This window comes from Oryzomonas sagensis (assembly GCF_008802355.1).
Taxonomy (GTDB): domain Bacteria; phylum Desulfobacterota; class Desulfuromonadia; order Geobacterales; family Pseudopelobacteraceae; genus Oryzomonas; species Oryzomonas sagensis.
Genome location: NZ_VZRA01000003.1, coordinates 211,896 through 235,190 on the forward strand (window position 1 = coordinate 211,896; position 23,295 = coordinate 235,190).

Annotated in this window: 17 protein-coding genes; 11 read left to right on the top strand and 6 right to left on the bottom strand. The window is 60.9% G+C overall.

What is annotated here, in order from left to right; genetic code table 11:
- Positions 1-43 precede the first annotated feature (43 nt).
- On the bottom strand, positions 44-1,450 hold the full coding sequence (tilS, locus tag F6V30_RS11820) for a tRNA lysidine(34) synthetase TilS (RefSeq protein WP_151157157.1): 1,407 nt from the start codon (positions 1,448-1,450) through the stop codon (positions 44-46).
- A 216-nt stretch (positions 1,451-1,666) separates the two neighbouring features.
- Between tilS and F6V30_RS17115 the strand changes: the two genes are divergently transcribed.
- Both F6V30_RS17115 and F6V30_RS11825 read left to right on the top strand, forming a co-directional pair.
- Positions 1,667-1,942, top strand: coding sequence for a hypothetical protein (locus F6V30_RS17115; protein WP_191965670.1), 276 nt, complete (start codon positions 1,667-1,669; stop codon positions 1,940-1,942).
- Between the two features lie 134 nt (positions 1,943-2,076).
- The gene (locus tag F6V30_RS11825) at positions 2,077-2,592 is read left to right on the top strand and encodes a response regulator transcription factor (RefSeq protein ID WP_151157158.1); all 516 of its coding nucleotides are present in this window, start codon (positions 2,077-2,079) and stop codon (positions 2,590-2,592) included.
- Here the strand turns inward: F6V30_RS11825 and F6V30_RS11830 are convergent.
- The 5 genes from F6V30_RS11830 to F6V30_RS11850 form a co-directional block, all read right to left on the bottom strand.
- Positions 2,506-2,853 (bottom strand): phage holin family protein, encoded by a 348-nt coding sequence (locus F6V30_RS11830; protein WP_151157159.1) that lies wholly within the window; start codon positions 2,851-2,853, stop codon positions 2,506-2,508. The genes F6V30_RS11825 and F6V30_RS11830 overlap by 87 nt on opposite strands.
- A gap of 31 nt (positions 2,854-2,884) precedes the next feature.
- On the bottom strand, positions 2,885-3,958 hold the full coding sequence (gene corA, locus F6V30_RS11835; RefSeq protein ID WP_151157160.1) for a magnesium/cobalt transporter CorA: 1,074 nt from the start codon (positions 3,956-3,958) through the stop codon (positions 2,885-2,887).
- Position 3,959: 1 nt separating this feature from the next.
- The gene (gene pfkA / locus F6V30_RS11840) at positions 3,960-4,922 is read right to left on the bottom strand and encodes a 6-phosphofructokinase (protein WP_151157161.1); all 963 of its coding nucleotides are present in this window, start codon (positions 4,920-4,922) and stop codon (positions 3,960-3,962) included.
- A 233-nt stretch (positions 4,923-5,155) separates the two neighbouring features.
- Positions 5,156-6,436 (bottom strand): replication-associated recombination protein A, encoded by a 1,281-nt coding sequence (locus F6V30_RS11845; RefSeq protein ID WP_246163526.1) that lies wholly within the window; start codon positions 6,434-6,436, stop codon positions 5,156-5,158.
- A gap of 69 nt (positions 6,437-6,505) precedes the next feature.
- Entirely contained in the window at positions 6,506-8,998 is a 2,493-nt protein-coding gene (locus tag F6V30_RS11850; protein WP_151157163.1) for a glycogen/starch/alpha-glucan phosphorylase, read from the bottom strand.
- A gap of 391 nt (positions 8,999-9,389) precedes the next feature.
- On the opposite strand from F6V30_RS11850, the gene ilvD reads away from it, so the two are divergent.
- The 9 genes from ilvD to F6V30_RS11895 all read left to right on the top strand — a co-directional run bounded on the left by ilvD (position 9,390) and on the right by F6V30_RS11895 (position 23,130).
- Positions 9,390-11,051 carry a dihydroxy-acid dehydratase gene (gene ilvD / locus F6V30_RS11855; RefSeq protein ID WP_151157164.1) on the top strand — a complete coding sequence of 554 codons (1,662 nt, stop codon included), beginning with the start codon at positions 9,390-9,392 and terminating at the stop codon, positions 11,049-11,051.
- 420 nt (positions 11,052-11,471) lie between these two features.
- Positions 11,472-13,172, top strand: a complete 1,701-nt coding sequence (gene ilvB / locus F6V30_RS11860) for a biosynthetic-type acetolactate synthase large subunit (RefSeq protein WP_151157165.1) — start codon at positions 11,472-11,474, stop codon at positions 13,170-13,172.
- Between the two features lie 210 nt (positions 13,173-13,382).
- Positions 13,383-13,874 carry an acetolactate synthase small subunit gene (gene ilvN / locus F6V30_RS11865; protein WP_151157166.1) on the top strand — a complete coding sequence of 164 codons (492 nt, stop codon included), beginning with the start codon at positions 13,383-13,385 and terminating at the stop codon, positions 13,872-13,874.
- A 309-nt stretch (positions 13,875-14,183) separates the two neighbouring features.
- Positions 14,184-17,807, top strand: coding sequence for a DUF748 domain-containing protein (locus F6V30_RS11870; protein WP_151157167.1), 3,624 nt, complete (start codon positions 14,184-14,186; stop codon positions 17,805-17,807).
- 3 nt (positions 17,808-17,810) lie between these two features.
- Positions 17,811-19,166, top strand: a complete 1,356-nt coding sequence (locus F6V30_RS11875; RefSeq protein WP_151157168.1) for an MATE family efflux transporter — start codon at positions 17,811-17,813, stop codon at positions 19,164-19,166.
- Complete coding sequence (gene mtaB / locus F6V30_RS11880) at positions 19,163-20,470, top strand: tRNA (N(6)-L-threonylcarbamoyladenosine(37)-C(2))-methylthiotransferase MtaB (protein ID WP_151157169.1); 1,308 nt, start codon at positions 19,163-19,165, stop codon at positions 20,468-20,470. The genes F6V30_RS11875 and mtaB overlap by 4 nt, the downstream gene beginning before the upstream one ends.
- A gap of 83 nt (positions 20,471-20,553) precedes the next feature.
- The gene (locus F6V30_RS11885; protein WP_151157170.1) at positions 20,554-21,345 is read left to right on the top strand and encodes an amino acid ABC transporter substrate-binding protein; all 792 of its coding nucleotides are present in this window, start codon (positions 20,554-20,556) and stop codon (positions 21,343-21,345) included.
- Between the two features lie 5 nt (positions 21,346-21,350).
- Complete coding sequence (locus F6V30_RS11890) at positions 21,351-22,367, top strand: amino acid ABC transporter permease (protein WP_151157171.1); 1,017 nt, start codon at positions 21,351-21,353, stop codon at positions 22,365-22,367.
- The gene (locus F6V30_RS11895) at positions 22,354-23,130 is read left to right on the top strand and encodes an amino acid ABC transporter ATP-binding protein (RefSeq protein ID WP_151157172.1); all 777 of its coding nucleotides are present in this window, start codon (positions 22,354-22,356) and stop codon (positions 23,128-23,130) included. Before F6V30_RS11890 ends, F6V30_RS11895 begins: the two co-directional genes overlap by 14 nt.
- Positions 23,131-23,295: the final 165 nt, after the last annotated feature.

The following is a 23,295-nucleotide window of genomic DNA, read 5'->3' on the forward strand; positions in this document are numbered from 1 at the left end:
CCGGAGCGCCGTGATGCTGGGCTCTGCAAAGCGGCGCATGGCTTCACGTCTCCGAGAACACCGCCATGATGGCGCGGGTGGAGGCGCCGTCAAGGCGGGCAAGCTGCGAGGTGCGCAGGCCGCAGACCCAGATCAGGGTGTCGCCGCAGAAGAGCAAGGGGACGGCGCATCGCTTGGAGCGGGGGACCTTGGCGTCGATGAAAAGCTCCTTGACCTTTTTGCTGCCGGTCATGCCGAAGGGGGTGATTCGGTCACCGTTTTGGAACATGCGCACGCGCCAGGGAAAGGGGACGCGGTCCGGATCGAAGAGGGCGGTGCCGGCCGCGAGCGGTTCGACGCCGGTCGGCGCGGCAACAGGGCTCAGCGTCAGGGTTGCTCCGCCGGGAAGCCGGTACTGTCCGGCGCCCGCGATCTCCAGTTCAACTGCGGGTGCCGGCGCCGGCGGCTCGGATTCGGTTCTGCGCCGTATGAGCAGCGTGTCGTACTCGCGCACGGCGGTGATGCCTTGGGGCAGGTTCAGGGTCGCATTGGGCTGGGATGACTCCAATAGGTGCTCAAGGGCGGCGATATGCCGATTCGAGAAGTGGTTCAGATTACCGGCCTGGCGTTCCAGCAGCAGGCGGAAAAGCCTGCGACGCAGTGCCGGCGGTTGTTCCGACAGGATTGAGACAGGGCAGGCAAACGTATCGTCATCCGGGGCACAGGTCTGGTCGACGATCGCACTCGTGAGCTGATTGAGGAGCGCATGTTCATCCGACAGCACGGCGGCGGTTGCGGCCAGGCGTTCCCGGATGGCCGGATTGTACCCTTCCAGCATGGGGAGCAGTTCATGGCGGATGCGATTGCGCAGAAATGTCGTGTCCCGGTTGCTGGCGTCTTCGCGCCACGTGAGGCCGCGCTCCGTCAGGTAGGCCACGAGTTCGGCCCGGCTGAGCCCCAGCAGGGGGCGGATGAAGCCTCGACCGTTCCGGTAGGACATGCCGGCCAGGCCGCCCGGACCTGCTCCCCGCAGGAGGCGCATCAAAACGGTCTCGGCCTGGTCGTCGGCGTGGTGCGCCAGCGCGACCGCTGTTGCCTGCCATGAGTGGCGAAGTTCGTCGAGAAAGGCGATGCGCGCCCGCCGGCCCGCATCTTCGAGGTTGAGTTGTTCCCTGTGGGCATATGCTTTCACATCCACCCGGCGGCATTCCAGGGGGATGCGGTACCGGACGGCAAGGGAACGGACGAATTCCTCGTCCCGGTCCGATTCCGGGCCGCGCAGGCAATGGTTCAGGTGGGCCGCCACGAGCCGCGGCGAAAGCCCCGGCAGACGGGAAAGCAGATCAAGCAGGGCTGTGGAATCGGCCCCGCCCGAGAGGGCTACGATGATGGTGTCGCCCGGCTCAAAAAGCCTCTGCTCGCGGATGGTGCGGGCGACCCGTGGGGGGAGCATGGCGGAGATATCGGTCATTTTTTCTCGATCAGAACAATGATGTCGGGTACGATCTGTCGCATGGCGTCTCGCAGCGACTGGAGCATGACCTTTTCCTTTAACGTCATTGAGTCGGCTCAATGACGTTGCTACTATAGCAAAAAACGCCGGGGAAGTAATCCTGCTAAATTAGTCTGCTTGTATTGCGCTGTAGCCGGGTGTAATATAACGAAATTAATTAAAAAAAGGTGCAAAATGCAATTGTCGGCAGGTGTCGTCGCACAACCAACGTCACAGCTGGTATCCCGTCAACCCGCAGAGCGCCCGGCCACGAATGAAACGGCTGCGGTCAAGCATGCTGCCGCCGCCGGCCGGCCACGCACCTTGTTTGACGATAGTGTTACCCTCTCCACCTCCCTGAAGGACTCCCCCCAAAAAATGAAGGCCTCGCAGCCGGTGAGCAGTGAGGAAAAACAGGCGCTCTTGCAACCGCCGGGTTCTCCCGTGGCAGGCTTTTCGGTGTACGGGTAGTTTTTTTGAGAAAAATGATGTGATTTGCCGGTCGGCCGGTCAATTCAAGTCTGGTAGGTACGGTTGTTGCTAGATATTCACCCGTTAAACGCGGGTTTTTTAGTACCCGTAGTGTCCAAGGGGAGAAATGTGACATGGAGTCGGCCTGCAACCACACCCCGGCGATCTCAGTGCTGATCATCGGGGACGACGATATATCCCGCGGCATCCTTGCGGCCATAATCCCGAAGAAATTTCCCTGCATCGCCGTTAACTCGGCTGCCAATAGCGAAGCGGGACTGAATCTCATGGGGACATGTCCGCCGGATATCGTTATCACGGATATCACCATGCCGAGGATGGGAGGCGTTTGGGTGGCGGATCAAATCCCTTCCGTCAAACCCGATACGAAGCATATCGTAATTACTGCCGATACCGAAAGGTCGGTCTCCGAAGACTCCGGCGTTTCAGGCGTAACGATCAGCCACTATCTCTTCAAGCCGGTCCGGTACCAGGATCTCTTTGCCGCTGTAGGACACTGCATTGCCCTGGTTGCAGAAGAACGGCTTGACGCTGCCGGTATGTCAGGCGTCCTTGCGGACGAGCATGTTGAAGACGAAGCTGAACAGACTGAACAGCAGTGCGGCCACGAAGGCGGTGGTAAAGCCTGAGACCCTGAAGCCGTGGACCAGTGTCGCGGCCAGATAAAACATCAGCCCATTGATTACCAGGGTAAAGAGCCCCAGGGTCAGCACGGTTACCGGGAGGGTCAAAAGGACGATGACCGGCCGCAGAAAAGCGTTCAATAAGCCGATCACCAGCGCTCCCACCAGCAGATCCTGGAATCGGTCGATCTGAATCCCCGGAATCAGTTTCATAACCAGAAAGAGAGCAAAGGCGTTCAATACCCATTTTAGGACGAGTCGTGTCATGGTTTCCTCCGGCAGTTTTTCGATGACCTGCTCATAACCACCGTTTTCTTTTGAAATAGAGAGCCATTGCCGCGGCGATGGCCAGCATCGCTCCCCAGATGATGAAATAGCCGTAACGCCATTCCAACTCGGGTATGTACTTGAAGTTCATGCCGTACACGCCGACGATGAAGGTCAGCGGCAGAAAGATGGTGCCGACGACGGTCAGAAACTTCATGATCTCGTTCGTGCGGTTGCTCATGCTGGACAGGTACAGGTCCAGCATGCCGGACAGCAGGTCGCGGAAGGTCTCCACGCCGTCGATGACCTGGATGGTGTGGTCGTAGGTGTCGCGGAAGAAGACCCGCGACGTGTCGCTGATCAGGGGCGATTCGCCCCGTTCCAGGGCTGCGGTGACCTCGCGCAGCGGCCAGACCCCCTTGCGCATGAAGATGATCTCCCGCTTGAGGGCGATGATCCTTTTGAGGATCTCCTGGGTCGGCCCCTGGGCCAACTCTTCCTCAAGATCCTCCATGAGTTCCCCCATCCCCTCCAGTACGGTAAAATAGTTGTCGACGATGGCGTCGATCAGGCCGTAGGCCAGATAGTCGGCCCCCATGGTCCTGATGCGGCCCCGGCCGCTGCGGATCCGTTCCCGCACCGGTTCGAAAGCGTCCCCCGCGGTCCCTGCCTGGAACGACAGCAGGTAGTTCGGCCCGACGATCATGCTGACCTGCTCGGTTTCTATGCCCTGTTCCGGCGTGAAGCTGATCATGCGGGCGACGATGAACAGGTAGTCGCCGTAATCCTCGATCTTGGGGCGCTGGGTCGTATTGACGATATCTTCCAGCACGAGCGGGTGCAGATGATAGCATTCGCCGAAACGCCGGATCAACTCCACGTCCTGGAGCCCCTCCAGATTGACCCAGGTGACGGCCGGCCCGGGGGATGGCTGGATGCATTGATCGAACCCCTCGGGGCGGAATTCTCTGACGTTGTCCGGCGAATAGACGGTCGCGTCGATGGCGGCGCCGCCGCTGCGCGCCGTGCCGATGTGGACCAGGGTGCCGGGAGGAAGGCCGGCCTTGCGGGACTGCCCGTTGTAGAACCTGCGTTTGCGCGCCATCTCAGATCCCCAGGATGCCGGCCATGTGCACCAGTTCGTTGTTCAGTTTTTTCTGGCCCCCCTTGACCACCATCTCCAGCAGCGTGGTGGTCAGGGTGGTGGTGGACAGGCCGAGCATAACCCCTTTTGTCCCGGAGAGCAACAGCTCCACCGCTTTCAGGCCGAAGCGGCTTCCCAGCAGACGGTCGAAGACCGTAGGCGCGCCGCCCCGCTGGTAGTGCCCCAGCACGGTCACCCTGGTCTCGAAGCCGGCACAGTCCTTGATGCTGTCGGCGACCTCCTGGGCATGCCCGGCCCCCTCGGCCATGATGATCAGGGCATTGGTGCGCCCCTCCTCGTAACGCCGCCGCAGCTGGTGGCACATCTCCGTCAGGTCGAACTCCACCTCCGGCACGATGGCGAATTCCGCGCCCGTGGCGATGGCCGAGGTCGAGGCCAGATAACCGGAGTTGCGCCCCATTACCTCCACGATAAAGGCCCGGTCGTGGGAACTGGCGGTGTCCTTGATGCAGTCCACCGCGTAGATGATGTTGTTCAGCGCCGTATCCACCCCCAGCGCCATGTCGGTGTACGGGATGTCGTTGTCGATGCTGGCCGGGATGCCGATCACCGGGAAACCCAGCAGGTCGAGGGCTCGGGCGCCGTTGAGGGAACCATCGCCGCCGATCACGATCAAACCGTCGACCTTTTCCCGCAGCAGGTTGTCCAGCGCCGTGCGGCGTCCCTCCGCGGTGCGGAACTCCTGGGACCGGGCCGACTGCAGGAAGGTCCCCCCCCGCTGGAGCACCCCCGAAACCGCCCTGCTCGTAAGCTCCAGGTAGTCATTCTTCAAGAGACCGGCAAACCCTTTGCGGTAGCCGATCATTTCCACGTCATTGGCGATGGCGGTGCGAGCCGCGGCGCGGATCACGGCGTTCATGCCGGAACAGTCGCCGCCGCTGGTCAAAATGGCGAGTCGCTTCATGTGATCTCCTTTATCTGAAAGGCGACAGTATATTCACCACAAAGGCACAAAGAGCACAAAGTTAACCGCCCAAAGGCCATTCACCAAACGGTGAATCCAGTCGATTATGAAGAAGTTGTATAACTATCTAAAATGATTGTTTGTTTGTCTTTGTGTCCTTTGTGCCTTTGTGGTGAGCTGATTTTTCCCGTTTATTGTCCCAACTCACCCGGCACGAGGGAAATACATTCCAGTCATGGTTTTTTCTTTCTGGCGCGCAGCCACTCCATGCGCTCCAGGATGTTCTTCTCATAGCCGTGCCCCTTGGGCTCGTAAAACTTCTGCCCGGCCAACTTCTCCGGCAGGCATTCCTGTCCGGCGTACCCATCCTCGTAGTCATGGTCGTACTGGTACCCCTTGTGGTAGCCCAGCTCCTTCATCAGCTTGGTGGGGGCGTTGCGGATGTGCCGGGGAACGGGGAGGGCGCCGCTCTTTTTCACCTCGGACAGCGCGGCGTTGATGCCGGCGTAGGAAGCGTTCGATTTGGGGGCCGTGGCCAGGTAGACGACCGCCTGCCCCAGGGTGATGCGTCCCTCGGGCATCCCCACGAACTGGAAGGCCTGGAGGGCCGATACCGCCACCTGCAGGGCCCGGGGGTCGGCGTTGCCGATATCCTCGGAGGCCATGATGATCATGCGCCGCAGGATGAAGAGCGGGTCCTCCCCCGCCTCCAGCATGCGGGCCATCCAGTAGAGCGCAGCATCCGGGTCGCTGCCGCGCAGGGACTTGATGAAGGCGGAGATGACGTTGTAATGCTCTTCGCCCCCCTTGTCGTACAGCAGGGCTTTTTTTTGCAGGGCCTCCTGCACGGTCTCGATGGTTATGACGCTATCTGTCGTAATACCTGCCGCCACCTCGAGGGTGTTCAAGGCAATGCGGGCATCGCCGCCGCACTGGTCAGCCAGGAAGACGAGCGCGTCATCGTCGGCCGTCAACCCGAGAGTACCGAGGCCCCGTTCCCCATCGTTCAGCGCCTGGCGCAGGATTGTCCCGACCGTGGCCGCGTCCAGCTGGTTCAGGGTCAGGACGCGGCAGCGGGAGAGGAGCGGCGCGATGACCTCGAAGGAGGGGTTTTCGGTGGTGGCGCCGATGATGGTGACGACCCCCTTTTCCACGTAGGGGAGAAAGGCGTCCTGCTGGGATTTGCTGAACCGGTGGATCTCATCCACGAACAGGATGGTGCGGGCGCCGCGGGCGGCATACCCCTCCGCTTCGCGGAAGATCTCGCGGATTTCCTTGACCCCCGAGAGGATGGCGGAGAAGAAGATGAAGTGGGACTTGGTTTCCCGTGCTATGACGTGGGCCAGGGTGGTCTTGCCGCAACCGGGTGGGCCCCAGAAGATCAGCGAGGAGAGGTTGTCGGTCTCGATCATCCGTCGCAGGATGCGCCCGTCGCCCAGCAGGTGCTCCTGCCCGGTGAATTCGGCCACGCTGCGGGGGCGCATGCGCTCCGCCAGCGGCGCGTTCGCCGGCATCGGTTGGTCTTTTGCGGTGTCGTTGGGGGTATCCCACAGGGTTGGTGTCTTCATTGGTTCCATTTCGGGTCAGGGTAGGTCGCGCCGGCTGTGGCGGCCGATTTTTTCGGGTTTGACGTCCCAGATCTCCCGGGCATACTCGGCTATGGTGCGATCGCTGGAAAATTTACCCATGCCGGCCGTGTTGAGGATCGACTTGCGGGTCCATTCGTGGGGGTGGCGGTAGAGCCGGTCCACCTCGTCCTGGCAGGCCGCATAGGAGGCGTAGTCGGCCAGGAGCAGGTAGGGGTCGTTGCCCAGCAGGTTGTCCACAATCGGCCTGAACAGGCCGGGATCGCCCGGCGAGAACGTGCCGTCGGCGATCATGTCCATAGCCTGCCGCAACTCCTGGTTGTGGGAATAATAATCGTCGGGGCGGTATCCGGCGCGCTTCAGACCCTCCACCTGTTCGGCGTTCATGCCGAAGATGAAGACGTTCTTCCGGCCGACCTCCTCCATGATCTCGATATTGGCGCCGTCCAGGGTCCCGATGGTCAGGGCGCCGTTCAAGGCGTACTTCATGTTGCCGGTGCCGGACGCCTCGGTCCCTGCGGTGGAGATCTGCTCCGACAGGTCGGCTGCCGGGAAGATGAGCTCGGCCAGGGAAACGCTGTAATTGGCCAGAAACACCACCTTGAGCCGGTCGTGGGCCGCCGGGTCGTTGTTGATTACCTCTCCCGCGGCGTTGATCAGGCGGATGATCAGCTTGGCCATGAAATAGGATGGCGCCGCCTTGCCGCTGAAGATGACTGTACGGGGGGGGACGTTCAGGCCCGGATTGGCCTTGATGCGATTGTAGCGGGCGATGACGTGGAGAACATTGAGCAGTTGCCGCTTGTACTCATGGAGGCGTTTGGTCTGGCAGTCGAACAGGGAGTCGGGAGAGACCTGGATGCCGTTATGCCGGTAAATGTAGTCCGCCAGCCTCTGTTTGTTGGCACGCTTGACCTCCGCCCACTGTTGCTGGAAATCCCGGTCGTCGGCCATTGCCCGCAGTTTTTGTAATTCATCCAGATTGGTGACCCAGGCATCCCCGATGGTGGACGAGATCAGGTCCGATAGCCAGGGATTGGCGCACTTGAGCCAGCGCCGCTGGGTGATGCCGTTGGTCTTGTTGTTGAAGCGTTCCGGCCAGAGGGCAAAGAAGTCGCTGAACAGATGGTCCTTCAGGATTTCGCTGTGCAGCACGGACACGCCGTTGATGGAGTGGCTGCCGACGATGGCCAGGTGGGCCATGCGGATATGCTTTTCCCCCTCCTCCCCCACGATGGACATGCGACGTAATCGGTCGTTGTTGCCGGGGAATCGGGCCCTCGCCTCCTTGAGGAAACAATCGTTGATCCGGTAGATGATCTGCAAGTGGCGGGGCAGGATGCCCTCCAGCATGCGCACCGGCCACTTTTCCAGGGCCTCGGGCAGGATGGTGTGGTTGGTGTAGGCGAAGGTCTTAACGGAAAGGTCCCAGGCCGTTTCCCAGGAGAGCAGCTTCTCGTCAAGCAGGATGCGCAGCAGCTCCGGGATGGCCAGGGTAGGGTGGGTGTCGTTGAGCTGGATGGCCACCTTTTCCGGCAAGAGATTGAGGTCGTCGTGTTTTTTGGAAAAACGGTAAAAGATATCCTGCACCGTGGCCGACGCCAGGAAGTATTCCTGGCGCAGGCGCAACTCCCTGCCCTCGGCCATGTGATCGGCCGGGTAGAGCACCTTGGATATGTTCTCGGTCTTCATCTTGGATTCGACCGCGCCCACGTAATTGCCCCGGTTGAAGGACTCAAGCTCGAATTCGCGGGTCGATTTGGCGCTCCACAGGCGCATGGTATTGACCGTCTCGTTGCCGTAGCCCGGCACCGGCACGTCGTAGGCCAGGGCCATGACGTCATGGGTATCGACCCACGAATGACGCACCTCCCCCGCGGGGTCGCTGGATTCCACGACGCGGCCTTCGTAGCGGATCTTGTGCAGATGCTCCTGGCGGCCGAACTCCCAGGGATTCTCGTAGCGGAGCCAGTTGTCCGGCAGTTCGTATTGGCCGCCGTCGATGATCTTCTGGTAAAACATGCCGTACTCATAGCGGATGCCATAGCCGTAGGCCGGCAGGCTCATGGTGGCCATGGAGTCGAGAAAACAGGCCGCCAGGCGCCCCAGGCCACCGTTGCCCAGGCCCGCGTCCCACTCGGTTTCGGCGATGTCTTCCAGGTCGATTCCCATCTCCATGAGGGCATTTTCCCACTTTTCCCTGATCCCGAGGTTGATCAGGCTGTTGCCCAGGCTGCGGCCCATCAGGAATTCCATGGAGATGTAGTAGACCCGTTTGGCGTCATTGATGTAGTAGGACTGCTGGGTGTCGAGCCAGCGTTCCGCCAGCATGTCCCGCACGGCAAAGGCCAGGGCCAGATAAAGATCGGCCTTGGTGGCGGAGTATTTGTCCTTGACCAGGGTGTAGTGGAGATGCCGCATGAAGGAACGTTGCAGATCGGTTGCGGTCGGCTTCGTTTCACCGCTTGGGGGGATATCATGTGCGTTCATGGAACCGATCCTTCGTGTCACGTGTTGGGGAGCGACGATAAAGTATATAGGCAGATCCCTCCGAAAGCAAGATTAGGTATTGTTAATAAAAGTGCCAAGAGTGGGGCGGAACCAAGCGCCGTGCAGAAGTTGGGTGGTTTGGCGTGCGATTGCGCGGCTCTGCCTGACCGGGCACATGTCGTGGCCCATGGGGTTTTTCGGCAACCGAGCGACACTGAGCCTGACCACCACCTTGAGGCGGCCGTCCGTTTTTTTATCTGCGGAATAGCGGCGCAACTCCACGGCATTCCGGGTTGACACCGGTCCGCATATATACTATCGTTTATATCCTTTATCCGCGCCAATCGGCTGTTTGGCGCCACGAAAATTCGAATCATCAAGGACGACCATTATGCGTAGCGATACCATCAAGCAGGGACTCGAACGAACACCGCACCGGGCGCTTCTCAAGGGAACCGGCGTTCCCGACAGCGCCTTCGAAAAACCGTTCATCGGCGTGGCAACCAGCTTCACCGATCTGATTCCGGGCCACTCCGGCATGCGCGATCTGGAACGCTTCATCGAGAAAGGCGTCCACTCGGGCGGCGGCCACGCCTTCTTCTTCGGCATCCCCGGCGTCTGCGACGGGATCGCCATGGGGCACAGGGGGATGCACTACTCCCTGCCGACCCGCGAACTGATCGCCGACATGGTGGAATCGGTGGCCGAGGCGCACCGGCTGGACGGCCTGGTGCTCCTGACCAACTGCGACAAGATCACCCCCGGCATGCTGATGGCCGCCGCGCGCCTGAATATCCCCTGCATCATCGTCACCGCCGGTCCCATGATGAGCGGGCGCAGCCTGAGCGGGCGCAAATACTCCTTTGTCACCGATACCTTCGAGGCCATGGCCCGCTACAAGGCCGGCGTGATCGACGACAAGGAACTCAAGGTTTGCGAGGACAACGCCTGCCCCGGCATGGGCTCCTGCCAGGGATTGTTCACCGCCAATACCATGGCCATCTTGACCGAGACCATGGGGATGAGCCTGCCCCGCTGCGGCACCGCCCTGGCGGTTTCCGCCCTCAAGCGCCGCATCGCCTTTGCCTCGGGCGAGAAGATCGTCGAACTGGTGAAAAACGACGTCAAGCCCCGCGACATCATGACCCGCGCGGCCTTCGAGAACGCCATCCGGGTCGATCTGGCCCTGGGCGGTTCGTCCAATACCGTGTTGCACCTTCTGGCCATCGCCCGGGAGGCGGGGGTGGATCTGCCGCTGGAGACCTTCGACATCCTGGCCAAGGACACCCCGCAACTGGCCTCCATGAACCCGGCCGGGGAATACTTCATGGAAGACCTGGACGTGGCCGGCGGCGTCGGCGGTGTGCTCAAACAGTTGGGGGACAAGATCAAGGATGCGCCGACCCTCTTCGGCCTGACCACCCGGCAGTTGGCGGCAAGCATCGCCAACGTGGATGAAGAGGTGATCCGCCCGCTCTCCAATCCGATCAAGAAAGAGGGGGGCATCGCCATCCTCACCGGCAACCTGGCCCCCAAGGGGGCGGTGGTCAAGCAGTCGGGCGTGTCGGCCGCCATGATGCTGTTCGAGGGGACGGCCCGTTGTTTCGACGCCGAGGAAAAGGCCATGGCCGCCATCATGGAGGGGAAAATCACCTCGGGCGATGTGGTGGTGATCCGCTACGAGGGACCCAAGGGCGGCCCCGGCATGCGCGAGATGCTGGCCCCCACGGCTGCCATCATGGGGATGGGGCTCGGCGATTCGGTTGCCCTGGTGACCGACGGCCGTTTCTCCGGCGGCACCCGCGGTCCCTGTATCGGCCACATCTCGCCGGAAGCGGCCGAGGGCGGCCCGATTGCCCTGGTGGAAGAGGGGGACCGCATCCTGCTCGATATCCCCAACCGCCGCTTGGAGTTGTTGGTGGATGACGCCACCCTGGCTGCCCGCCGGGCCGCCTGGAAGGCGCCGGAAGCCAAGATCAGGACCGGCTGGCTAGCCCGCTACGCCAAGCTGGTGACCTCGGCCCACACCGGCGCCGTGACCACGGCAGATTAGGACGGTTGTTGAAAAACAGCCATCAGGCCTTCGTCCTCGAAAACCCTTTCGTGCGGCGTAGCGCTGCGGACCCTCACCCAATCCCTCTCCCGGAGGGAGAGGGCACGGCATGCTCTCCCCCTCTGGGGGAGAGATAGAGAGAGGGCGGCCTCCTCAGGGCTTGTCTCGCGGGTGCGACGATCTGACTATTTTTGAACAACCTAATACTTCCGGGGTTGATGCATCGAGCGTCCCACCCCGGAAACATGCCCAAAGGAGGAACCATGGAAACGCTTACGCATAAGTCGGTCGTTTTCGCCCCGTATGTCCACGCTTCCGTGACGGGACGCAACGTTTGCCGGTAATATCGAGCGTCGCGGCCGCCGGAGATGCGGCCGCGCCATCGCTCCCAACCAACACTCCCATTCAGAGGTATCACCAATGAAAATGAACGGTGCACGCATATTGCTGGAATGTCTGAAAAAGGAAGGTGTGGACACGGTCTTCGGCTATCCCGGAGGCACGGTGATCAACATCTACAACGAACTCTTCGGTTTCAAGGATATCCACCATATCCTGCCGCGCCATGAACAGGCCGGCACCCATGCGGCCGACGGCTATGCCCGCGCCACCGGCAAGGTCGGCGTCGCCATCGCCACCTCCGGGCCGGGCGCCACCAACACGGTGACCGGTATCGCCACGGCCTACATGGACTCGATCCCCATGGTGATCATCACCGGCCAGGTGTCCACGGCGCTGATCGGCAATGACGCCTTCCAGGAGGTGGATATCATCGGCATCACCCGCTCCTGCACCAAGCACAATTTCCTTGTGCGGGATGTGAAGGACCTGGCCCTGATCATGAAAAAGGCCTTCTACATCGCCAGCACCGGCCGGCCCGGCCCGGTTCTGGTGGACCTCCCCAAGGATGTGCAGATCGCCGAGACTGAATTCGTCTACCCGGATGCGGTAGAGATGCGCAGCTACAAGCCGACCGTGGCGGGGCATCCCCGACAAGTGGAAAAGGCGGTGGACATGGTGCTGGAATCCCGCCGTCCGGTGATCTACGTCGGGGGCGGGGTTATCCTGGCCAATGCCTCGGACGAACTGACCGGCCTGTCCCGCAAATTGTCGGTGCCGGTGACCACCACCCTGATGGGGCTCGGTTCCTTCCCGGGGAGCGACCCGCTGTCACTGGGCATGCTGGGCATGCACGGCTCCTACTGCGCCAACATGGCCATGACCAACAGCGACCTGATCATTGCCGTGGGGGCGCGCTTCGATGACCGGGTGACCGGCAAGATCGCCACGTTTGCACCCGGCGCCAAGATCATCCACATCGATGTGGACCCGACCTCCATCAAGAAAAACGTGCGGGTCGATCTGCCGATCGTGGGCGACGTGAAGGACGTTCTGGCCAAGATGATCAAGCTGGCCGACAAGCATAAGGACAAGGCGGATGGGTTCAAGGCGGCGCTGGCCCCCTGGCACGAAGATATTGCCGGCTGGAAGGACAAACACCCCCTTGGGTACAAGCAGAGTTCAACCGTCATCAAGCCCCAGTTCGTCATTCAAAAATTACGGGAGCTGTCGGACGACGACGTCATCGTCGCCACCGACGTGGGGCAGCACCAGATGTGGACCGCCCAGTTCTTCCAGTTCAACAGGCCGCGCACGCTCCTCTCCTCGGGCGGGCTCGGCACCATGGGGTACGGCCTGCCGGCCGCCATGGGGGCGCAAGCGGCTTTCCCCGAGCGTCAGGTCATCTCCATCTGCGGCGACGGCGGCGTGCAGATGAACATCCAGGAGATCGCCACCCTGGTGCAGAACCGCCTGCCGGTCAAGATCGTGATCCTGAACAACAATTTCCTCGGCATGGTGCGCCAGTGGCAGGAGTTGTTCTTCGACAAGCGCTATTCCCAGACCTGCATGGAGTTGCCCATCGATTTCGTCAAGCTGGCCGAGGCCTACGGGGCCAAGGGGTTCAGCACCTCCAAGCCGGGCGAGGTGGAAGCGGTCATCAAGCAGGCCTTCAAGGAAAAGGGGCCGGTGATCATGGAGTTCAAGATCGCCCGCGAGGAAAAGGTGCTGCCCATGGTTCCTGCCGGGGCGTCGCTGAACGAGATGGTCTTGAATGCGTAACTCATGAATGAATAACTGATTAAATCTGCCACAGAGACGCAGAGACACAGAGAAAGGCCGAAGGCAGAAGATAGCCGGAAAGGCCCGTTTGTCTTATGCATTTATAGAATTATCCCTTTCGGATTAGTTTGTTTTTGGGTTTTCTCTGTGTGCCTCTGTGTCTCCGTGTCTCTGTGACGGAAGTAGCTTTTGACTTTATGGAGGTTTCCCATGCTGCATACCGTATCAGTACTGGTTGAAAACGAATTTGGCGTACTTTCCCGCGTGGCGAGTCTTTTCTCGGGACGCGGCTTCAACATCGATTCCCTGACCGTCGCCCCGACCAACGAGGAAGGGCTCTCGCGCATGACCATCGTCACCCGTGGCGATGAGCAGATTCTGGAACAGATCACCAAACAGCTCAACAAGCTGATCGATGTGCTCAAGGTGATCGATTTCAGCGACGGTAGTGCGATCGAGCGCGAGATGATTCTGGTCAAGGTTGCGGCCGAGGACGAAAATCGCGCCGAGGTGCTGCGGATTGTCGATATCTTCCGCGCCAAGATCATCGACGTCACCGCCAAATCCTACACCATCGAGGCTACCGGAAGTCCGGCCAAGATCGACGCCATCCTGGAACTGCTCCGGCCGCTGGGGTTGAAGGAGTTGGTCCGCACCGGCGCTGTGGCCATCGGGCGCGGCGCCAAGGGGTGGAAGGGGTAGGGGGCGCGTCGGTTGCCGCAGAATCCTTGGGGCCGCGCAATTACCGCTTGCGCGGCCCTTTTCGTTAGACCGTGTGCCACGGAGACACCGCGACGCGGAGAAAACATTTCAGAAAGTTTGACGGTATTTCGGCTTATTTTCTTAATCATTCACGAATTCGGGAATAGTTGGAAAACTCTGCGATTTTTCTCTGTATCTCGTGGTTCTGTGGCGGAAATACCGATTTTAGGATTATTAATGGTGACGGGTCCGTGGTATTATTTTTGAAAAAGCCCCTTTTTGCTGATCCTGTTCTGCCGCGAGGATGCCATGTCGAGACAACGCAAGATAGCCATCATCATCGCCGCCGCTTTCGTGGCGCTCATCCTTTTTTGCAGCGCCATTCTGCCGCTCATCGTCCGGAGCCAGGCCGTCACGGCCCTGGAGGATGCCACCGGCAGGAAGGTCCGCATCGAGAAGGTCGGCATCAATCCCTTTACCCTCACGGTCACGGTCACGGGCTTTGCCATCGAGGAGAAGGGGGGCGGCCCCTTTGTCTCCATCAGGCAGCTCCGCGCCTCCCTCGGGCTGGCCTCGATCTACAAACGCGCCCTGATCATCTCCCAGGTCGCCATTGAGGCGCCTTCGCTCTCCTTTGCCCGTCTGGCCGCCAACAGGTACAGCTTCAACGACATCATCGAGCGCCAGAAGGCGAAGCCCAAAAAGGAATCCAAAGGGGAATTCCGCTTCTCCATCAACAATATCACCCTTGCCAACGGCTCCGTGGATTTTGACGACCGGGCCGTGGGAGGGGGGAGGAAACACACCGTTCGCGACCTCAAGGTTGCGGTTCCCTTTATCAGCAACATCCCCTATCTGGTGGAGAAATACACCGATCCCCACATCTCGGCCCTGGTGAACGGCGCACCTTTCAGTTTTTCCGGCAAGGTAAAACCGCTCAGCAAATCCTTGGAAACCTCCGTGCACATCGACCTGCGGCAGCTCGACCTGCCCGGTTATGTGGCCTATGTGCCGGTCAAGCCGCCGGCTGACCTGGCGTCCGGCAAACTGACCGTCAATACGGATGTCAGTTATCGCGTATCTGCGGACAAAAAACCGGAATTGGCCATCAAGGGGCTGGTGCAGCTGGATGGCGTTACCGTCAACCTCAAGGAGGGGCAGCCGCTGCTCCGGCTCCCGTCGTTCCAGGTGCGGGCATCGAGCCTGGAGGTCTTTGCCCGGCGTTTTCTGGTGGACAGCATCACGGTGGAGGGGCTTGAACTGTTTGCCGGCCGCAGTGCCGCAGGGGAGTGGATGTACCAGCGCCTGCTGCCCACGTCTGCCGGGGCAGGGCGGAAACCGGCCGCCAAGGTCGCTACGGATACGAAAAAGAGCCCTGCAACCTTGGTCCGCATCGCTTCATTCGATTTCAAAAACGGCGTGCTCCACGTGAACGACGCCCTGCCCAAGGGGGGATTCAAGGGAAATATCACCGGGATCAATGCCGCGGTGAAAGGCTTCACCAACGAACCGGGGAAATCGGCCGATTACGAGGTGGCGCTGTCCCTGGACAACGAGGCCGACTTCAGCGCCGAGGGCGCTTTCAGCCTGACTCCGCTCAAGGCCACGGTTTCGGCCGAGCTGAACGACCTGCAGCTCCAGAGGGGGTGGCCCTATCTGGCCCGTTTCCTGACTGCGCCGCTCAAGGGGGCTCTGGACCTGTCCGTTGAGGCTGCCTATTCCCCGGAGAACGGGGTGAACGTGGAACGGGCGGATCTTGCCCTCAGCGGGCTCTCGGCACGCTACGGCAACAAAGAGGGGCTCGACCTGCGGCGCCTGGAGGTGAACGGTGCGGCCTACCGTCAACGGGAAAACCGCCTTGACCTGGACGACGTCATGCTGGCCCAGGGGAACGTCTCCCTCTCCCGTGAGGCACAGGGCGCCATCTCGATCCTGTCGCTGTTGAAAAAACCACAGGGGGCCACCGCACAAAAGCCCAAGCCATCGGCCGGGAAGAGCGCCGCAACATCGGGGCAAGCGACTGCCAAGCCGTTCTCCTTCCGCATCAAGAAGGTGCGTGTCGACAAGCTCGCCGGTTCTTTTACCGACAAGACGCTGCCGGAAAAGCCGCGCTTCACGCTGCGCAACACCAGTCTCACCCTGGCCAACCTGAACGGCCCGAAATTCACCCCGGCACAGTTGCGTTTCTCCTCGATCTTCAACAAGGCCACCCCGCTCAAGGCCAGCGGCACGATCACGCCCAATCCCTTCCGCTACCGCGGGAGCGTCAGCGCGGGCCGGTTGCCGCTCCGCGATTTCGAGGCATACTTCCCCTCCAACATCAACGTCTTCATCCTGGGGGGCTCCGCCGATGCCAGCATGAACGTGGATATCGCCCTCAAGGACGGCAAGCCGACCGGTACGTTCATGGGGAGCGCCGGTATCCGCGGCTTCCACGCCATCGATACCGTGGCCGAGGAAGACCTGCTCAAATGGGAAAGCCTGCAACTGGACGACATCAAGGGCAATCTGGCGCCCTTCAGCCTGGCCCTGCGCCAGATCGCCCTCAACGGAGTCTACTCCCGCATCATCGTACGCAAGGACGGCACGCTGAACCTGCAGAATCTGGTGGAAAAACCCAAACAGGCGCCGCCCCCTGCGGCCTCGGCATCCGCCGCGCCGGTGCCCGCTGCCGCTGAAACGGCCGCGCCTCCGACCGCCGGCGCCCAACAGCAGGCGGCCGCTAAAAAGCAGATCCAGATCGGTGCCGTGACGATTCAGGACGGTACCCTGTCCTTTAGCGACGACCACCTGCCGCAGCACTTCGCCACCACCTTCTACAACCTGGGCGGCCGGGTCAGCGGCCTCAGCTCCGAGGAGTCGAAATTTGCCGACGTGGACCTGCGCGGCAATCTGGAAAACCATTCGCCGCTCCAGATCACCGGCCGGATCAACCCGCTGCGCGACGACCTGTTCGTGGACCTGAAGGTCTCCTTCCGCGACATCGAGCTCTCGCCCGTTACCCCCTATTCCGGCACTTACCTGGGCTACACGGTGGAGAAGGGCAAGCTGTACCTGGACCTCACCTACCACATCGAAAAGAAATTGCTCAATGCCTCGAACACCATCTTCATCGACCAGTTCACGTTCGGCGAAAAGGTGGAGAGCGGCAAGGCCACCAAGCTGCCGGTCAAGCTGGGGCTGGCCCTGCTCAAGGACCGCAAGGGAGAGATTCACCTGGACGTGCCGGTCACCGGCCGCACCGACGATCCTAAATTCAGCGTCTGGAAGCTGGTCTTTCAGGTTATCAGGAACCTGATGGTCAAGGCGGTCACCTCGCCCCTGTCCCTGCTCTCGTCCATGTTCGGCAACGGCCAGGATTTCAGCGCCATCCAGTTCAGCCACGGCGCCAGCGCAATCCCCCCCCAGGAGGAACAGAAGCTGAACGCGCTGGCCAAGGCGCTCCTGGACCGGCCGGCCCTCAAGGTTGAGCTGAAAGGGTATGTGGACCGGGAAAAGGACACGGAGGGGTACCGCCGCGAACTGCTGGAGCGGAAGGTGAGGGGGGAAAAGTTCCTGGCCCTGGGCAGGCAGGGGGCGCTGAAGGAAGGTGAAAAGGCCGACAGCATCACGGTGGGTTCGGATGAGTATCCGACCTATCTGACCGCGGTCTACAAAAAGGAAAAATTCCCCAAACCGCGCAATATGCTCGGTCTGGTCAAGACCCTTCCGCCCGAGGAAATGAAGAAACTGATCATCGCCAACACGGTGATCGGAGAACCGGAGTTGAAAATACTGGCTCGCGAGCGGGTCGTGGCGGTCATGAATTACCTGGTGGCAAAGGGGCATGTCCCGGCCGAACGGGTCTTCCAGAAGAACGACGACCTGTTCAAGGCGCCGGAAAAGGAAACGACGTCACGCAGCCGGGTGGAGTTGAATGCCATTGCCCAGTAAACCATGACCACCGACCTGACCACCGCCCCCATACCGGCACTGATCCGGCGCCTGGCCATACCATCCGGGATCGGTTTCTTTTTCAACACCATGTTCAACGTGGTGGATACCTGGTATGCCGGCCGGCTTTCCACCACGGCGCTGGCGGCCATGTCGCTCTGCTTCCCGGTGTTCTTCATCATCCTGGCGGTGGGCGCGGGCATTTCGACCGGGGCAACGACCCTGATCGGCAATGCGTTGGGACGGGGGCGGCGCGACGAGGCCCAGCGCTTCGTGCTGCAGGCCCTTTCCTTCGCGCTGGTGCATGCCATTGCCCTGACCGCCCTGGGATTGGCCTTCGCGCCCCGCATTTTCGTCTTCATGGGCGCCCAGGGGGAGTACCTCTCCCTGGCGCTCGGCTACATGAACGTAACCCTGTGCGGCGCAACCTTCTCCATGCTTAATTTCGTGATGAGCGCCATCCTCAACTCCCACGGCAATACGGCCACCTATCGCAATTTTCTGGTCACGGCCTTTTTCCTCAACCTGGTTCTTGACCCCTGGTTCATGTACGGCGGTCTGGGGGTTCCCACCATGGGGCTGCCCGGCATCGCCTTGGCCACGATCTCGACCCAGTGTCTGGGCAATTTTTATCTATTCAGCCGCCTCTCGCGTTTGGGGTTCCTTCCTGCCTTTACCCTGCGGGAGTTGTGCCCCCGCAGGCAGTATTACGGCGAGTTGATGAAGCAGGGGTTTCCCTCGGCTTTGAACATGATGACCGTGACCGTGGGGATCTTCATCATCACCTGGTTTGCCGGAAGGTTCGGCAAGGAGGTGGTGGCGGCCTACGGCATCGGCACCCGCGTCGAACAGCTCGCCCTGTTGCCGATCATGGGGCTGAACGTTTCCACCCTGGCTCTGACCGCCCAGAACTTTGGCGCGGGGAACTTACAGCGTATCCGCCACGTATTGGCCCTGTCGCTCCGGTACGGTTTTATCCTGGCTGCCATCGGCACCGTCCTGGTACTGGCCTTCAGTGCCGAGTTGATGTCGGTCTTCAGCCGCGATGGGGCGGTCATCAAGGCCGGGGTCCGTTACCTGGGGATAGAGGCGTTCGTGTTCCCGGCCTATGTGCTCCTCTACGTGTGCGTTTCGGCCATGCAGGGGGTCAAGCGCCCCGGCTTCGCGCTATTGATCGGCCTCTACCGGCAGATTGCGGTGCCCTTTCTGGTCTTCCCCCTGCTGGCCCTTATGCTGGGGTGGGGCGTGATGGGCATTTGGTGGGGCATCTTCATCACTACCTGGTCGGCCGCCGTCATTGTGGTCATCTATGTCTCCTGGATCGTAAAAAAGTTGGAAAAGGATACTCTACCCCCATGAAACGTGTTGCCATAGCTACCCTGGGCTGCAAGACCAACCAGTTCGAATCCGCCGCCATGAGCGAGCAGTTCCAAAAGGCCGGTTATCGGATGGTCCCCTTCACCGAGCCGGCCGACATTTACGTGGTCAATTCCTGTACGGTCACGGCCCGTACCGACGCCGAGACCCGCCGCCTGATCCGGCGCGCCCGACGCCTGAACCCCCAGGCCCGCATTGTCGCCACCGGTTGTTACGCCCAGGTGGCGCCGGGGGAACTGGAGCGCATGCCCGAGGTGGACAGCGTGCTGGGCAATCGGGAAAAACAGGACATCGCCGGCCTGGTGGAAGCGGGCGAGAGCCGCATCTCGGACATCAGCGCCGAACAGACGGCCGAACCGCTGCCGCTTTCGAGCTTTGCCGAGCATACCCGGGCCTTTCTCCAGGCCCAGAACGGCTGCAATTCCTTCTGCGCCTACTGTATCGTGCCCTTTGCCCGCGGCAGAAGCCGCAGCGTGCCCCTGGACGATGTCTTGCAGGGGGTGCGGGAACTGGCCGCCAACGGTTACCGGGAAGTGGTGCTGACCGGCATTCACCTGGGGGCCTACGGGCTCGACCTCTCCCCGCGCCACTCCCTGGCCGGCCTGGTGCGGCGCATTGCGGACGAAGGGGCTGTCCCGCGCCTGCGGATCGGTTCGGTGGAACCCAACGAACTGAGCGACGAATTGATCGGACTCATGGCCGCCTCGGAGGTCATCTGCCCCCATGTTCATCTCCCCCTGCAGAGCGGCAGCGACACCGTGCTGCATCGTATGGGACGACGCTACACAGCCCGTTTCTTCAGTGATTTGGTGGCACGGGTCACGGCCGCACTGCCGGACGCTTTTATCGGGGCCGATGTGATTGCCGGGTTTCCCGGTGAAACGGACGAGGAGTTTTTGGAGACCCTGCACTTGGTGGAGGAACTGCCGTTCTCCGACCTGCATGTGTTTCCCTTTTCCCGGCGGGCCGGTACCAAAGCGGCCGGGATGCCGGCCCAGGTGCCCGCCGATGTCGTCAGGGGGAGGGGGGAACGGTTACGGAATGCCGCCGTGATGAAAAAGGGCGCATTTCTCCAGCGCTTCATCGGGCGGACCCTGCCGGTCCTGGGGCAGACAGGGCAGCCGGAAACGGGGCGCATCAGGGGGCTGAGCAGGAATTACCTCCAGGTGGACTATGCGGCGTCGGAAGAGCTGGTCAATCGGGAGGCCGCCGTTGTGATCGAGCGTATCCGGGACGGAGTGCTCCTGGGACGACTGGCCGGACTCTGGGGGGAACAACATTCGTAAAAACGTATCTTTCCTTGACTGGCCCAGCCATTTCTGTGATAATCGCGCCCCGCTTTGTCAAATTATTGTTTGAGGAGATAACCATGAAGAAGACGCTTGTTCTGTTCCTAACTGTTCTGTTGTCCCTTGCGGCGGTCTGCGCCTTTGCCGGCGACGGGTCCTGGGAGCGCGTCAAAAAAGGGGGTAAGCTGGTTATAGGACTTGATGACGCCTTTCCTCCCATGGGGTATCGCCAGGCAGACGGCAAGCTGGTCGGCTTCGATATCGACGCCGCCGAAGAGGTCGGCAAGCGTCTCGGCATCAAGATCGTTTGGCAGCCCACCGCCTGGGAAGGGGTGATCCATTCCCTGGACGCCAAGAAGTTCGACTGCATCTGGAACGGCATGACCATTACGCCGGAGCGGGCCAAGGAAGTGGCCTTCACCAAACCCTATATCATGGACGGTCAGATTGCGGTCGTCAATTTCAAGGAAAAGCGTTTCAAAGGGCTGAAAGACCTGAAAGGGATCAAGGCCGGCACCCAGAAGGGCTCCTCGGGCCTGGAAGCGGTCAAGAAACTTGCTACCCCCCCGAAGGAGTTGAAGGAATACGAAGACTATCCCAAGGCGCTGCTCGACCTGGAAGCGGGGCGTATCGACGTGGTGGTGGTGGACAATGTCACCGGTCGCGACATGATCGCCAAGCGTCCCGGCAAGTTCAAGATCCTGCCCGGCATGATCAGCAAGGAACCTTTTGGCGTGGCCTTCCGCAAAGATGACAATGGCCTGCGCGGCAAGGTGCAGCAGACCCTGGACAAGATGGTGAAGGACGGCTCCATGGCCAAGATCTCCCGGAAGTGGTTTGCGGAAGACATCACTAATCCCAAGAAATTCTAGAGACTATGAATCGCTTTTACATACACATCAGCAGGGTCGCCGTGACCCTGCTTTTTTTGTGGACGCTGGCCGGAACCGGTCGGGCGCTGGACAGCGACGCCCTCTCCCGCCAGGCGGGGGAGTTGATGGCCCAGGGTGACCTGCCGGGGGCCGTGGAACTGCTCAGGCAGATTCCGGTTCCACCCAAAGGTACTGATGCCGGCGTTTTTGTGGCCAGCCGCATGCAGATGGCCAGAATATACGTCTCGTTGAACGAGCCGGATAAAGCCCTGGCCGCCAGTCGGGAGGTCCTGGCGCTGTTCCCGGACAACAGCGAGGCGCGGAACGCTGTCGCCGCCATCCAAAAACAGCAGCAGTCGCGTTGGCTCTCCCTGCTGGACGACAGTCGCAAATTCCTCCCGGCGCTGCTCAAGGGCACAACCATGACCCTGCTGCTGGTGCTCTGCACCATGCTGGTCTCCCCCCTGGGGGGGCTCCTGATCGCCCTGGGGCGCATCAGCACCTTCCGCCCCCTGTCCGCAGCGTGCTGGTTCGTGATCTGGTTCTTTCGCGGCACGCCGCTTTTGCTCCAGCTGTTCTTTATCTATTACGGCCTGCCGGCCTTCGGCGTGACCCTGCCGCCCCTGACCGCCGCCGTGATCGGTCTTGGGCTCAACTACTCTGCCTACCTGGGAGAGATCATCCGTGGCGCGATCCAGAGCATCGACCAGGGGCAGATGGAGGCAGCCAAGGCCATCGGCATGACCTACGGACAAGCCATGCGGCGCGTCATCATCCCCCAGACCTACAAGCGGCTGATGCCCCCCATCGGCAACGAATTCATCGCCCTGATCAAGGACACCGCCCTGGTATCCACCATCGCCATGGTGGAACTGATGCGCTCGGCCGATCAGCTTTTCAACACCTATTTCAACATCACGGCCCTGGTTTTGGCGGCGGCCATCTATCTCCTCTTGACGAGCATCTTCACCTTCATTTTTGAAAAAATCGAGTATCGGGCAGGGATCTATGAACACCGCTAGGGAGCCGTTGATCCGGCTGGAGGGCATAACCAAGCGTTTTAAAAATCTGACGGCGGTCGACCGGATCGATCTGGATGTCTTTCCGGGCGAGAAACTGGTCATCATCGGACCATCGGGATCGGGCAAGTCCACGCTGCTGCGTTCCATCAACCTGCTGGAAGAGATCGATGACGGCGTCATCCGTTTCCAGGGGCGCGAGGTGGGGTACGTCACCAGCCACGGCCGCCGCCACCTGGACCGCCCCCCGGCGGTGTGCGCCCTGCGGACCGAGATCGGCATGGTGTTCCAGCATTTCCATCTCTTTCCCCACATGACCGTGCTGGGCAATGTCATGGAGGGGCCGCTGACCGTCCGCAAAATGCCGCAGGATGAGGCCCGCCAGGTTGCCGCCGACATGCTGTCCAAGGTCGGGCTGTCCGACAAACGGGACGTCTTTCCCGCCACCCTGTCGGGGGGGCAGAAACAGCGGGTGGCCATTGCCCGAGCCCTGGCCATGCGCCCCAAGTTGATGCTGTTCGATGAACCGACGTCGGCCCTGGACCCGGAACTGGTGGGGGAGGTGTTCGACACCATTCATACCCTGGCCGACGAGGGTATGACCATGATCATCGTCACCCATCACATGGGGTTTGCCCGTGAGCTGGCCGACCGGGTGATCTTTATGGAATCGGGGCATTTCTTGGCCCAGGGGGACCCCCATGAGTTTTTCAGTGTTGGTCAGGAAAACGAGCGCATCAGGAACTTCCTCAACAGATTGCTGTAAGCCGGGAGGGAGTATCAGGTTTGTCGAACCGGAAGGCGCTGGCGCTTTCCGGTTTTTTTTGCGGCGTCCGTGGGCAATGTTAAAAAAATTACCATTGCGAAAAACATTGTAACTTATTGATACGCAAATAGTATTCAATTGAGTGTTAAAAAAAGTAACATTATT